Below are 14052 nucleotides of genomic sequence, written 5' to 3' on the forward strand. Positions count from 1 at the left end.
ATGAAAGTTCACTTATCAAATCGTGGATAAACAACAAAGATGATAATACGTCTGCGATTGAAACCTTAGAGAAACCCGATATGCACCATACCCCTTATTTCGACATCAATATCAAACCACAAGATAATCCACTGTACCAAGAAGACGGCCAATTTAGACTGTCATTGTATGGCAAAGCCATCGCTACAGAACTGAACCAATACACTGAATCCGTTGCAAAGCATATACTCGGCCAACCTAACATGAGTAAATCAGACAAGGATTATTTGGTGTTTGGTAGTGGCGATTCTCATATCAAAATATCCCTAACTGGCGAGTATCGAGGCTTCTATCGAGACTGGACAACAGGCGATAGAGGCTCACTTATCAACCTGATCGCAGATACGCAAAATATCTCTTTTAAACAAGCTGTATCACAAGCGCAGCGTTTTTTATCTGAGCCTGAAAAATTCAATTTAGTTAAAAATGAAAACCACGAAAAACTATTAAACACGCTCACCAAACAAATGAGCCAATTTAAAGAACGTGCAACGGAATACTTTGAAAACGGTAAAGATATTGAGGGAACCCCTGCACAGGCTTATTTAGAACGATTTAATACCAGTGATACGCCAATTTCAAATCACAGTGAATTACGCTATCACGATAATGTATATTCATCAGATTCAAAAACAACGCACCCTGCTTTAATTTCCAAATTAAGCAACAACCAACAAGGATTGGAAGCCGCAGAAATCACTTATTTAACTCAAGACGGTGAACTCGCCAACCTAAAAACACCTAAGCGTCTAATGGGAAATAAATCCACACACTCAGTTAATATCCACGAGGGCAGCGCGAACATCAGTGTTATATCTGTAGGCGTTGAACAAGCCCTATCATTTAATAATGATAATAAGCATGACGTAGATATTATCGCCGTCAATAACGTTCACGACTTACGCACAGTAGACATGAGTGCGTTACGTGATGAAATAATTATTATGATGGGTAGCAATAAGCCAAATGAAAAACTCACAACAGAAATTGTTGATAGAATGGCAGAGCGTGGATATAGCGTATCCATTATTAACGACACGATAAATAATCTTACCCACAACGACCAGCAACCAGAACAAACGGCCAATGATATTGCCAACGATAAAATCACCGAACTCACTCACCACGAACAAATTAAACATACCGAATTAGAACAACTTGCCAAGGAAATATTATCCAACAATGAACACCCACTACCTGATAATGATTCGCCTCAACTCAACGCGAAACAATCAGACGCAATAAGCGATAAAGAAAATAGTGCTATGGAAGCATTTGAACGCGCATCTATTCCTGACAAACAAATCAGTAAAGATGAACGCTCAATGGAATATGACGAACTCACTAAATAACAAAGGCGGCCAATTGGCCGCCTTTTTTTTTATTCTGATTTTGCAGTATCCATATATTCTTCAACTTGTTCTTTCGCACGCTCTTTCGATTTAGCCGTGCCATTTCTCACCTGCTCAATAACTTGTGTGTTAGTGCTTTTGCTACTGTCAAATGAGTTTAAATAAGTCTGCTTTAAGATCTCCTGATTCTCTTTACCCGTCAACAAAATCTCCTCTAGCAACTCTCTATTGGTTCTTGCATCGCTTGCCTCTGAACGCTCCTTAATCATCAGAGCAAACTCCCAAAGTTCACGCCCAACTTCTGCCAACGTCTTATCATCAGACTTTAGTCGTTCAGCCTCAAGTCTCTTATAAAGTCCATCGGCACACGGAACTTGTACGACTCTGTTTTTTGCCATGTTTCACCTCTTTTTAGATTTTTAGGCGTATTATAATCATAATAACACCCCTAAAATTGTTATTATGATTATATTAACCTTGTTATTATAATCATAATACACTTTTCCGTGTCATAATATAATTATAACAACCGCAAACATAACTCTTTGTTTTTACAGGTTTTGATTTATATTATAATTATAATATAAAACAGCACTTTTCGGCTAAGTCGTTGTTTCTCCTAAGTTAATATATTCATAATAGCTTTTTATTATATTTATATTATGATTTCTCTATCTTTTTAGTGTTAATTTGCACTAATGCCTCAATATTGCTTTTCCCTTTACAGACAACCACTTAGCAAAAATGCAATTTTTGCGAGGTGTGTAATCGCTTTTTTGTGTTGACTATAACCTCGATGCGCAATGGTTCACTTTATGACTTTTCTGTCACGAACGGCGGATCTTAGTCGGCCATGCGGCAGACTAAAACCACTTAGCTAGGACTAAACCGCTATATCAAATTTGATATAGTTCGGTGGGGTGGCGGATTCAATTTCTAGGCACAAAAAAGCCGCTTGCGCGGCTTCATTTGGTTACGGTGAGGATTAGTATTCTGAGGGGAGTAATGCGGTTGTACGTTCTCTATTGGCCTCTGTGATAATCCAGATTTTGACACCTGCGAATAAATAAGATGACATTACCCGCCCGTTATTTTTTAACGCTTCAATATTACTTAGTTTGTCGTCTTCTGGTATGAGTCCCCAATCACCAATCGCGTGACTGTAAAATAACCCGCCTAACTCCTCATAGCTTGCATTTTTAATTAGCGCTTGCACTGCTTGAGTTAAATATATCTCACCTAACCATGCTATCGCCTGTTTATCTTTTTCTGTTTGAACTGCTTTTATTGCTGACATACATCACCTTTTAAAAAATTAACGGGCTTAGTCTTAAATAACTAAGCCCTTTTATCATTACGCTGCTTTTTGTTGTTCGGTGGTTGATTCAATTAAATACTGGTGCGCCTTAGATGCTGCGCTAGCCGCTTTAAATATATAGCGCTTATCATTCTTTAATTGCTCTAACCAACTCGCTATATAAGATTCGTGCTGAACCTCACCGCTAATATTTAAACCTGCCATTAAAAAACTTGCGCCTAACTCTGCGATCAATTCTTCAAATGCGTATTCATTAGAACCAAAGCGACTATTTTTAATTCTATCTAAACGATGCTTTGCACCTGTCCAGTGTGTTAACTCATGCAATGCCGTACAATAAAAATCTAAATTATCATTAAAGCGTTCACGGCTTGGCAAAACAATTTCATCTGTAGACGGTCTAAAATACGCTTTCTCGCCTTGTTCGGTAATTTTCGCACCTGTGGCATTAATAAATAATTCCACATGTTCAATCGCTTCAAATGGCGCGGTATTATCGGTTGTTATTTCTGACTCAATATCTAAACCGTCAATTTGATTTGCATTAAAAACAACAAACGATTTAAGCATTGGAATATTTTCCTTTTCGCCTGTATTTCTGTCTTCAACCTCAAGCATTTTATAAAATACGATGCGCGTCCCTTTTTCACCTTTGCGAACATTAGCGCCAACATCTAACGCTTGTTTAAAGGTCAGCCAATAATTAGAAGTGAAACCCAATTTAGAAGCCGCAGACCAAAGCAATAAAATATTAATTCCGCTGTACGTTTTTTTACTTTGATAATTAACAGGCAAACCACCAAAACCGCCGCTTGTTTTCCACGGACACACCCAAGGCTTAACACCATTTTCTAACGCCTCAATCATTTGGTTAGTCACTTCTTGGTACATATCAAAAGCAGGTTTAACGACTTTCTTAGCTTTGCGCTTTTTGCTTTTAGAGATATCGGGCTTGGGAGAGCCTGCTTGTTTCTTGAGGCTAACTGCGACTTGGTGGGTATTAGTGTGAGTTGCTTGAGCTGGGATTGAGTTAGTCATGGCTTGTTTTCCTGTTGTTTGAATATCGTTCTCGTCTTCGCCTGACTTCCTGTACTCACTTCATCGTTCTGATTTTCAAGGGCGCGTAGCGCTTGTTTACCCTTGAAAATTAGGTTGTGTAGTGAGACAGATTAGAAGTCAAAGCGCAGACGAGGACGGTATTCGTTAAACAGCAGGGGAACAGTTTAGCCATGACAGACGAGAGACCAGGACGAGCTTACTCACACTTAACCCAACAAGGCGCTGTTAGTGCTTTAAGTCTTTGGTCTTTGGTCTTTGGTCTTTGGTCTTTGGTCTTTGCTTTGGCTTTTGATTTTGATTTTGCGTTAGGGATTGACGAGCAGGAATGATTAGCCTGTGCTTGCTACTTGTAGCGCTTTGCACCGGCTAATAATTATCGCGGGGAGCGAAGCGAAAAGCCCGACCGTAGGGAACGCCCAAGCTAAGGTCTGATTAGCATTTTCGGAACCCGTCCAATTCACCTACTTTACTAATTAATATATTCAAATATAGAAACGCATATTTAATTGCATCAGTGCAATAACACAGGGCGGCGTAGCCGCCGCTTTAATCTGTTTTTGGTTACATAGAAAGCCAAAGCCCCAATCATATAAATATACCCGACATATACGCATACAAAGACTTAATAAATAACGCCGAGCAAATAGGCAACTGACTAAATAAAAGTATAAACAACTCCCAATCAGTTCATTCTTGCGATAACTCGCCTTGATTTCTAAGCCTGAGTTTTCAATAATTCCAATTCAATTTTCTATTAAGGACATTATCTAATGACTGATTTCATCAGCATTCTAACTCACGCACGCAAATTCAAAGCCGCAGTAAAAGAATTAGAACTCGCCGAACTCATATCATTTCAAGAGAAGTTAGCCGCATTAATCGAAACAAGAAAGCAAGAAGAAGCCGAAGCCGAAAGCCTTAATGCAGAGCGTAACGCGCAGATAGAAGAAATTAAGCAAAAGATGGCAGCGCTTGGATTAAGCACTGACGATTTAGATAACGCCACAATAAAGAAGCCAAAAGTAAAACGCGAACCCCGCCCCGCTAAATATCAAATCGAAGTCAACGGTGAAATGGTCACATGGACAGGCCAAGGCCGTATGCCAACTGTATTCAAAAAAGAAATTGATGAGGGATTTGAATTAAGCGACTTTCTTATCGCGCCTACTGAGTAAAGCGTAAATACTACGACTTATTCAAATCAAAATGGATAAGCACCGTGTATATAGACCGATAATAAGACGCTTAGCACGCTATAAGCTCAATGTTATTGCCACTATTCAATATTTTGTGCATGTTATTGGAAATATTGAACACTAATGGATATGAAACAATGACAAAAACAGAACTTGTAGCAAAAATCGCGGCAGACAGTGACATCACAATCAAAGAAGCTGATGCAGCATTAAAGGCACTTATTGGTACTATCACTGAAGCGCTAAAGGCTGATGAAGAAGTCGCGTTAGTGGGCTTTGGTACGTTCAAGGTATCAAAGCGCGCAGAACGTGTTGGTCGCAACCCTAGAACGGGTGAGCCGTTAACCATTGCCGCAGCTAATGTACCAAGCTTCAAAGCAGGTAAGACGCTGAAAGACGCAGTTAACGCTTAATACACTCAGCTCCTCAATAAAAAGCGTCATTTTGACGCTTTTTGTTTTTCCACCAAACCTAACCGCTATCGCCTCAATCGTAACGTATCAAAAATCACCACACCGCTATGGTACTCTGCTGTCCCCGTCTTTTGGTCAACACAATAACCGCCGCAGTTGTAAGTAATGTAATACTCTTGATTACCAACCAACGGCGACTCGATAACAAAGTAAGCGGGGAGTGATTCAGGCGCAAAGAGTTTACCACTCAGAGTAAAGCCATTAGGCCATTCATCATCACTCACCAACGCCCCGACCTCCTCGATGATTTGCGACATATCACCGTCACACTGACTATCAGCAACAATAGTCACTACACCGTCAACCACCGAGATAACCGCCTCAACGCCATGACGAGTTTCACTTAACGCCAACCCGACATAATCTAGCTCATGGGTTAGAAAAACATAATGACAGCCATTCTTAACCAATTTAACGCTCAGGTAGTTATCCTTTAAATCCTTAACCACAAACCCGCATTGGCCTTGATGAACACCTGCATTAACGACCACAAAGGCTTTCTGGTAAGCAGGTTCTTCATCTTGGATACAACAATCGCCGCCCGCATTTAAACAGCCACACAGCGCCCTTTCAGCCACGCACAAACCAAGGTTAACTAAACCGTCAACAACATGGTTATTTGCGTCTACGATTCTGTATCGCTGTAAGGCTTTCAATATATCGGATTTGTAGGAGCCTGCTTGTGTCTTTAAGCTGATTGGATTGCTTGCAGAGTTAGTGTGAGTAGATGCTGTGGTCATTGAGTGTGACATGTTGATTTCTCCGTTTAAAGTACATCGTTTTTTGCTATCGCCTAACTCGCTGACCTATTTCATCGTTCTAACCTGCCAGGGCGCAACGCGGCGAAGCGAACCCTTGCCGGTTAGGTTGTGACATAGGACAGTGACGAGTTGGCGTATTAGCGAAAATGAGGGACTTGGAGAAATTGACACACGAGAAGACAAGCAGCGTCTTACTCACACTTACGAGCGCAAGCAAGCCATGAAGTGCTCTATTGTTTGGTGCTAGGTCTGAATGACAGGAAAAAAAATACCCTTAAAGATTTCGGAGTCTTTAAGGGCAAAAAAACAATCAGGCTTTACAATATGAGGTTAGCTCAACGGACATGAACGTAAAATGATTAGAACAGGACTGGCGTACAATCATTAATCCGTTGAGCTAATTAATAATATTCTGAACAATGCCTTTCGACAATCTTTATTTTTTATATTTTGAAGCAGGTTAATTTATTCCAACTCAACACTTAAAATCTCGTCCGTTTCATCGTCTACATCAGCCACGAAACACACCTCTGTAACGTGTTTACATTGAGGGCACGCCACATATCCCTCATACCGATACCATGTTGTATAAGTCCCACTAAATCCATCGCTTTCGCGGTCTAAATCATCCAAATTAACCGTGATAACATGTTGGCATTCACCATTAGAACAAATTACTGAACACATAAGCACTTACCTCATGAAAACAGGGCAACTACAACTCCTGTGGTCAATTTAACACTGCGGATATTTTTATTGAACAAAAAACGTTATCTCTACCTACAAATTCCACGTAAAAGTCATAACGTTCAAACTAATAAATGCCCCTTTATTCGCTAGAGTAATTACTCGTTTATATCCTGCTTATTGTCGTTTACCTTACTAAAACTTATTCGAAAGGGCTAAATTAAACCGCACCTCTATACGTGACTAACGTACACTTCTTTTTGCATACCATACGTTAATCGCGTACACTGCTTCTATGAACAGTGTATTTGTCGAATCAACTATCTTTGAAAAGTACCGCAATGAATACCTCTGTGATGAAGAGTTTAGGCTTTTCCAATCAGAGTTAATGCTCAACCCTAAGCAAGGTGACGTAATTCAAGGTACTGGAGGTTTGCGTAAAATTCGAGTAGCTAGTAAAGGTAAGGGGAAACGTGGGGGGACGCGTGTTATCTATTACTTCTTCGATGAAAAGCGACGCTTCTACCTACTAACCATTTACGGTAAGAATGTAATGTCCGATTTAAACGCAGATCAAAAGAAACAGCTAAAGAGCTTTATGGAGGTGTGGCGCAATGAACAATCGTGATTTATTTTCAGAACTGAGTGTAGCTCTTATTGAAGCCAAAGAACACTCAGAGGGTATGCTTACCCTTAAACATCATAGATTTAATGATATAAGTGAATTAAACATCTCACCAGATGAAATAGTGAGTATTCGAGAACGATTTAATATGTCTCGCGGTGTATTTGCTCGCTTATTGCACACATCATCCCGCACATTAGAAAATTGGGAGCAAGGGCGCAGCACTCCAAATGGTCAAGCGGTAACTCTTTTAAAGTTGGTTCAGCGTCATCCGCAAACGTTATCGCAAATAGTTGAGCTTTGATAAGAAATTAAGCTGAGCACTCGCGTAATTCAATTTTGTTTCAGCAATGCTACCGATGATAGCTCGCTATAAAGAGCAACTTATTGGTAGAATCTCGCCATTATTTAGCAGTGAATATCCACTGCATTGCGTTACCATTAAAGAGTTTAACTTCAATGACCGAAACTAATGTACAACAACATCAACAAGAGCTAAAAAAGCAACTTTGGAATATTGCCAATACCTTACGCGGCAACATGTCTGCTGATGATTTTCGTGATTACATTCTTGGTTTAATTTTCTACAAATACTTATCAGATAAACTCAATAAATACGCTAATGAAATACTGTCAGAAGATGGCGTTATTTTTGCCAATGTAAATGCCACCACAGAAGACGGCAAAGAAATCTTAGAAGCGATAAAAGAAGAGGCATTAGATAAACTAGGTTACTTCTTTACGCCTTCTGAGTTGTTTCACGTTATCGCTAAAGCTGGTGAAAACGGTGAGTTTATTCTTGATAATGTTACCCAAGTTTTAAACAATATTGAAAGCAGCACAATGGGCGCAGACAGTGCCGAGGATTTTAACGGTCTGTTTGATGACTTAGATTTAACCTCAAATAAATTAGGTAAAACGCCTGATGCACGCAACAAACTGATATCTCAGGTACTCAAGCATTTAGATAACATTGATTTCCACCTAGAAAGCAGTGAAATTGATATTCTAGGGGATGCGTATGAATACTTGATTGGTATGTTTGCCAGTGGTGCAGGTAAAAAAGCAGGGGAGTTCTATACCCCTCAAATGGTGTCTAAATTACTGGCTAAGTTAGTCACGCTTAATAATCCTAAACTTAAATCAGTGTATGACCCTACGTGTGGTTCAGGCTCATTACTTTTGCGTGTAGCAAAAGAAGCCAATAACGAAGATTTACAATTCTACGGACAAGAGCAAAACCCAAGCACTTACAACTTAGCTCGTATGAACATGATAATGCACGATGTTCATTACAACCGTTTTGATATTCAAAATGACGACACGCTAGAAGATCCCCAACATATTGATGCGCGTTTTGACGCGGTTGTTGCCAACCCTCCGTTCTCTGCGGATTGGTCAGCAAACCCATTGCATTTAAACAACGTGCGTTTTGCGGATTACGGCAAGTTAGCCCCTAAAGGCAAAGCGGATTTTGCATTTGTTCAGCACATGATTCATCAATTGGATGATAACGGCACTATGGCAGTCGTATTGCCTCATGGTGTGCTATTCCGTGGTGCAGCAGAAGGGCACATCCGTAAGCATCTAATTGCTGAGAAGAACTACCTAGATATGGTGATTGGTCTACCTGCGAATATCTTCTTTGGTACGTCTATCCCTACGTGTGTTCTGGTGCTTAAAAAGAACCGTAAGCATGATGATAACGTGTTGTTTATTGACGCGAGTAATCATTTTGAGAAAGGCACAAACAACAATGTTATTCGTGAGTCGGATTTAGAACGTATTTTAAATGCGGTGACGAAGCGTGAAAACTTATCAGAAGATGAGTTAAAGAAATTTGCTCATATCGCCACACAAGCTGAATTAAAAGAGAACGATTACAACCTTAACATTCCTCGTTATGTTGATACTTTTGAAGAAGAGGAACTTGTTGATTTAGCAGCGGTAGCCAAACAGTTAGTTGATAACGATAAAACCATGCTAGAGACAGATAAGACGATTGCTGATTTTTGTGCTGAGTTGGGTATTGATGCACCGTTTGAGGTGAAGGGATGAGTATAGGTAAGCCAATACTATCATTTGGTAATAATTTACACTTACCAATAATTATAAACGATACAGTTTACTCAATATCCTCGGGAATAAGTGTTAATTCGGAAGATATACCTGTTGTAAATAATATTGATTTTGGAATTCTTAAAACAAGCTGTGTATCTAACGGTTTTTTTATGCCGAATAAAAATAAAAAAGTCCTTCCGTTTGAGTGCGTAAGAGTTAAGCAATCCGTTGAAGTGGGTTCGCTTATCATAAGTCGAATGAATACCCCTTTATTGGTTGGAGAGGTCGCTTATATATCAAAGTCTTACTGTAATCTATTTTTACCTGATAGATTGTGGTCTGTTCGCACTAAGAATAGTTACGATCCATATTGGTTAGCAAGTTATCTAATTACACCTAAAATAAAGTTTCGTTTAAAAGAGTTAGCGACAGGCACTAGCGGAAGTATGAAAAATATTTCTCAATCAAGTTTTATGAGTATTAAATTATGTGCCCCTAAACTTCAAGAACAACAAAAAATCGCCTCTTTCTTAACGTCAGTTGATAGCAAAATCAGTCAACTTACAGAAAATCATCGTCTTTTAAAAGAATACAAAAAAGGCGTAATGCAGCAGATATTTAGTCAGCAGCTTCGCTTTAAAGATGAAGATGGGAATGCGTTTCCTGAGTGGAAATTTGTACCATTGAATGAGCTAGCTAATAAGCAATCACAAAAAAATAGAGATAAAACGGTTAAAGAAGTACTTACGAACTCTGCAAAGCATGGCGTTTTACTTCAGAGTTCATACTTTGATAAAGAAATAGCAAAAGAAGATAATACTGATAATTATCATGTTGTAGATGTTGATGATTTCGTATACAACCCTCGAATTTCAGTGTTAGCGCCTGTTGGTCCAATTGGAAGAAATAAAGTGATACGAGGGGTTATGTCTCCATTGTATTCAGTGTTTAGATTTAACAATTTAGTTGAACTTGATTTTATTGAGCATTTCTTTAACGGGGCAACATGGTATAAATATATGCACAGTGTAGCTAATTTTGGTGCAAGACATGACCGTATGAATATTTCATCGAGTGATTTAATGAGCTTGCCATGCCCATATCCTTGCCTAGAAGAACAACAAAAAATTACTCAGTTCCTACAGTCTATTGACATAAGGGTTAATGCTGTAGTGCAACAAGTCGAGCAAACCAAGCAATTCAAGAAAGGCTTATTACAGCAGATGTTTGTGTAGGACTACACAATAAAAGTAATTAAAGAGTGAACTAGTTTGTTTGCTCTTACCATAGAGAATAACGTTCAATGGCTTATCAAAGTGAAAAGCAATTAGAAGACAGCTTAATTTTCCAATTGAGTACACAAGGATTTGAAGTTGTAGCATTAGCTAATAATGCAGCTCTTGAAGCTAACTTAAAAAAACAACTTGAAAAGGCAAATGCTTGCACTTTATCAGGGCGTGAGTTTGCTCAAGTATTAGGCAAGCTAGAGAAAGGATCTATCTTCACCAAGGCCAAAACATTACGTGGGCAATTGGACATTACATTAGATAATGGTGATAGTCGCCATTTAACGCTACTCTTTAATGATACTTTGCCCGAAACGCAAAAGAATATCTATCAAGTTGCACAGCAAATCACAGTTAAAGGCAGTTTTACCAACCGCTATGATGTGACTATTTTAGTAAATGGTTTACCGTTGGTTCAAATAGAATTAAAGCGTCGAGGCCTTGAACTAAAAGAAGCCTTTAATCAAGTCAAGCGTTACCAAAAGCATTCTTTTCATGCTAACCACGGTTTGTTTAACTACATCCAGCTATTTGTTATCTCCAATGGTGTAAACACGCAGTATTTCGCCAATAACAGTGAAATGTCAGCCAAACAAACCTTTGACTGGACAGATATAAACAATAAAAGTATTAACCAATTAGTTGATTTCAGTAAGGTATTTTTACAGCCCGCGCATTTAACTGCAATGCTGAGTAAATACATTGTGCTGAATGAGACAGAAAAGTGCCTAATGGTGTTACGTCCTTACCAGTACTATGCTGTAGAGGCCATAATTAGCCATGTTAAGACCTCCACTAAAAACGGGTATATCTGGCATACCACTGGCTCAGGTAAAACGCTCACCTCATTCAAAACTGCACAAATAATTACGACAATTCCAGAAGTGGACAAAGTTGTATTTGTGGTAGACAGAAAGGACTTAGACCATCAAACCGCCTCGGACTTTAACGCTTTTTCTAAGGGGTGCGTAGACAGCACTGAAAGCACTAACGTACTGTTTCGCCAGTTCGTCGATAAGCCACTTAAAGGCAAAAAAATTAATGAATACCGGAATTCAAAGCTCATAGTCACCACCTTGCAAAAACTAAACAGTGTGATATCTAAATCTCGTTATTTGAACGAAATGGAGCCATTAAAAGATAAGCGCATCGTTTTTATTTTTGATGAATGCCATCGCAGTCAATTTGGTGAAACCCACAAGAATTTAATTGCGTTCTTCAAAAGCGCTCAATTGTTTGGCTTTACTGGCACACCTATCTTTGCAGAAAATGCAGTAGCCAAAAATTCAATTAAGAAGACAACCAAAGATTTATTTGATGAGCGCTTACACGCTTATGTCATTGTAGATGCCATACGAGACCAAAATGTATTAAAGTTTGCAATAGAATACGTAGGACGCTATCAGTACAAGAATGGCTCTAACAATGCATTAGATATTGATGTGGAAGATATTGATACTAAAGAGCTGCTATCGTCGCCAGCGCGTTTAGATAAGATAACCGATTACATTATAGCAAATCATAACCGTAAGACTCACAACCGCGCTTACAATGCCATGCTGTGCGTGTCGGGTATTCCTGAACTTATCCAATACTATGAATTGTTTGCAAAGAAAAAAGCAGAAGGTAAGCACACGCTAAAAATAGCGACCATTTTTAGTTATGATGCCAACGAAGAAGAAGAGTATGAACTTGGCGGCTCGGATGCCATTGAAATTAAAGAAATCGCAGCAAAGTATCGCAATGATAACGAGGCGATAAAGCTACACAGTCGAGATAAGTTAGAATCATTTATTGGTGATTATAACGCTATGTTTACAACTAATTACACAACCAAAGATTACAAGTCGTTTGATAACTATTACAAAAACATCTCTCAGCGTGTCAAGGACAAAGAGGTTGATATTCTTTTGGTTGTGAACATATTCCTGACGGGCTTTGATGCAAAACGGCTTAATACGTTGTATGTCGATAAAAACCTGAAACACCATGGTTTAATTCAAGCATTCTCACGCCCTAACCGCCTTTTCGACGAGAAGAAGTCTCAAGGTAATATAGTGTGCTTTCGCAACCTGAAAAAAGCCGCTGATGAAGCGTTTACGCTGTTCTCCAATAAGCAACCTAAAGAGTTTATCGAAACTCCTTCCTATGATGTGCTTTTAGCTGATTTTAATAAGGCGTATGAGGCGTTAATGGTGATTACCCCAACGGTAGACTCGGTTGATGACTTACCTGATGAAAATGCTCAAAAGCTGTTTGTCCTTCAATTTAGGATATTAATGCAATTAAAAAACATGCTGAGTAATTTTGCCGATTTTGATATGGCATCTACGGGTATGGGTGATCAAGAATTTCAAGATTTCACCAGTAAATATGCCGATTTAGGCCGTAGAATCCGTGAACACTCAACTAAAGAAAAAGTGTCTATTTTAGACGATGTTGATTTTGAGCTAGAGCTTTTGCATCGTGATGAAATTAACGTAGGTTACATTCTTCATTTATTACGTGACCTGCACGGAGAGGATACAGAAGAGGCTAAAGAGAAAAAACGTCAAGTTATTGCAAACCTAGTGGGTACAGAACCCACACTATTAAGTAAAAAAGCATTGATTGAGAAGTTCATGAATGAACATCTTGAAGGTATCCCCGCTCAAGCTGATGTAGAAGAAGAATTTGAGTTCTTCTGGGAAAGAGAAAAACGTCAAGCTCTTGAGAAAATGGCAATAGAAGAAAAACTTAATCAAGGTAAATTAGAGAGTTTAATTAGTCGATATGAAATGGGTGATGTCATGCCCCTACGAGATGACTTCGTGGCAACACTTGAAAGTAAACCAACCATATTGCAACGTAAGCAAATAGTCGGGCGCTTAACTGCGAAGTTTAAAGGATTTGTGGATACGTTTATAGGTGGACTTTAGGGCTTATCGCAAGCGGGCATTGACAAATGCAACTGGCTATCCTCCCCTCCTACTCAGTTTTGCCATTGGTTTAAGTAGGAGGTTGTGAGGACAATGGGATCGTAGCGAAATTTGTATTCCTGAGTAAACAAATTACTTTTCCTAATCGATCTCAGATTAATTAGAACTACCCCCCTAACTAATAATTGTCCATAAATTCGTTTCAGCGCATAATGATGACAGAGGGCTTCACTGACTCTACTGTTCCCTATTAGTCTTTTAATAAGATATAGCCCAA

The 14052-nt window shown here is 39.0% G+C and carries 13 protein-coding genes; 9 read left to right on the top strand and 4 right to left on the bottom strand.

Features of this window, described 5'->3' with window-relative positions; translation table 11 throughout:
* On the top strand, window positions 1–1391 hold a 1391-nt coding region (locus tag L2748_RS21535; protein WP_420833308.1), incomplete at its 5' end, for a DUF7146 domain-containing protein.
* Window positions 1392–1420: 29 nt separating this feature from the next.
* On the opposite strand, the gene L2748_RS21540 is transcribed toward L2748_RS21535, so the two are convergent.
* The 3 genes from L2748_RS21540 to L2748_RS21550 form a co-directional block, all read right to left on the bottom strand.
* Window positions 1421–1789 carry a hypothetical protein gene (locus L2748_RS21540; protein ID WP_220783429.1) on the bottom strand — a complete coding sequence of 123 codons (369 nt, stop codon included), beginning with the start codon at window positions 1787–1789 and terminating at the stop codon, window positions 1421–1423.
* Between the two features lie 587 nt (window positions 1790–2376).
* Window positions 2377–2688: a hypothetical protein gene (locus L2748_RS21545; RefSeq protein ID WP_220783428.1), complete on the bottom strand. Its 312-nt coding sequence runs from the start codon at window positions 2686–2688 to the stop codon at window positions 2377–2379.
* 57 nt (window positions 2689–2745) lie between these two features.
* Window positions 2746–3747: an ArdC family protein gene (locus L2748_RS21550; protein ID WP_220783427.1), complete on the bottom strand. Its 1002-nt coding sequence runs from the start codon at window positions 3745–3747 to the stop codon at window positions 2746–2748.
* A gap of 191 nt (window positions 3748–3938) precedes the next feature.
* Here L2748_RS21550 and L2748_RS21555 point away from each other — a divergent pair, with 191 nt between their 5' ends.
* The 3 genes from L2748_RS21555 to L2748_RS21565 all read left to right on the top strand — a co-directional run bounded on the left by L2748_RS21555 (window position 3939) and on the right by L2748_RS21565 (window position 5377).
* The gene (locus tag L2748_RS21555) at window positions 3939–4097 is read left to right on the top strand and encodes a hypothetical protein (RefSeq protein ID WP_220783426.1); all 159 of its coding nucleotides are present in this window, start codon (window positions 3939–3941) and stop codon (window positions 4095–4097) included.
* Window positions 4098–4538: 441 nt separating this feature from the next.
* Window positions 4539–4943: an H-NS histone family protein gene (locus L2748_RS21560; RefSeq protein ID WP_248957742.1), complete on the top strand. Its 405-nt coding sequence runs from the start codon at window positions 4539–4541 to the stop codon at window positions 4941–4943.
* 158 nt (window positions 4944–5101) lie between these two features.
* The gene (locus tag L2748_RS21565; protein WP_248957743.1) at window positions 5102–5377 is read left to right on the top strand and encodes an HU family DNA-binding protein; all 276 of its coding nucleotides are present in this window, start codon (window positions 5102–5104) and stop codon (window positions 5375–5377) included.
* 65 nt (window positions 5378–5442) lie between these two features.
* On the opposite strand, the gene L2748_RS21570 is transcribed toward L2748_RS21565, so the two are convergent.
* The gene (locus L2748_RS21570; RefSeq protein ID WP_220783622.1) at window positions 5443–6189 is read right to left on the bottom strand and encodes a hypothetical protein; all 747 of its coding nucleotides are present in this window, start codon (window positions 6187–6189) and stop codon (window positions 5443–5445) included.
* A gap of 991 nt (window positions 6190–7180) precedes the next feature.
* On the opposite strand from L2748_RS21570, the gene L2748_RS21575 reads away from it, so the two are divergent.
* The 5 genes from L2748_RS21575 to L2748_RS21595 all read left to right on the top strand — a co-directional run bounded on the left by L2748_RS21575 (window position 7181) and on the right by L2748_RS21595 (window position 13775).
* A complete protein-coding gene (locus tag L2748_RS21575; RefSeq protein ID WP_220783310.1) occupies window positions 7181–7513 on the top strand; it encodes a type II toxin-antitoxin system RelE/ParE family toxin in 333 nt (110 codons plus the stop codon).
* Window positions 7500–7814: a helix-turn-helix domain-containing protein gene (locus tag L2748_RS21580; RefSeq protein WP_220783309.1), complete on the top strand. Its 315-nt coding sequence runs from the start codon at window positions 7500–7502 to the stop codon at window positions 7812–7814. The genes L2748_RS21575 and L2748_RS21580 overlap by 14 nt, the downstream gene beginning before the upstream one ends.
* Before the next feature lie 155 nt (window positions 7815–7969).
* Window positions 7970–9568, top strand: a complete 1599-nt coding sequence (locus L2748_RS21585) for a type I restriction-modification system subunit M (RefSeq protein ID WP_220783308.1) — start codon at window positions 7970–7972, stop codon at window positions 9566–9568.
* Window positions 9565–10806: a restriction endonuclease subunit S gene (locus L2748_RS21590; protein ID WP_220783307.1), complete on the top strand. Its 1242-nt coding sequence runs from the start codon at window positions 9565–9567 to the stop codon at window positions 10804–10806. Before L2748_RS21585 ends, L2748_RS21590 begins: the two co-directional genes overlap by 4 nt.
* 68 nt (window positions 10807–10874) lie before the next feature.
* Window positions 10875–13775, top strand: a complete 2901-nt coding sequence (locus L2748_RS21595) for a type I restriction endonuclease subunit R (protein ID WP_220783306.1) — start codon at window positions 10875–10877, stop codon at window positions 13773–13775.
* Window positions 13776–14052: the final 277 nt, after the last annotated feature.

This window comes from Shewanella sairae, from assembly GCF_023283535.1.
GTDB classification, from domain to species: Bacteria; Pseudomonadota; Gammaproteobacteria; order Enterobacterales; family Shewanellaceae; genus Shewanella; species Shewanella sairae.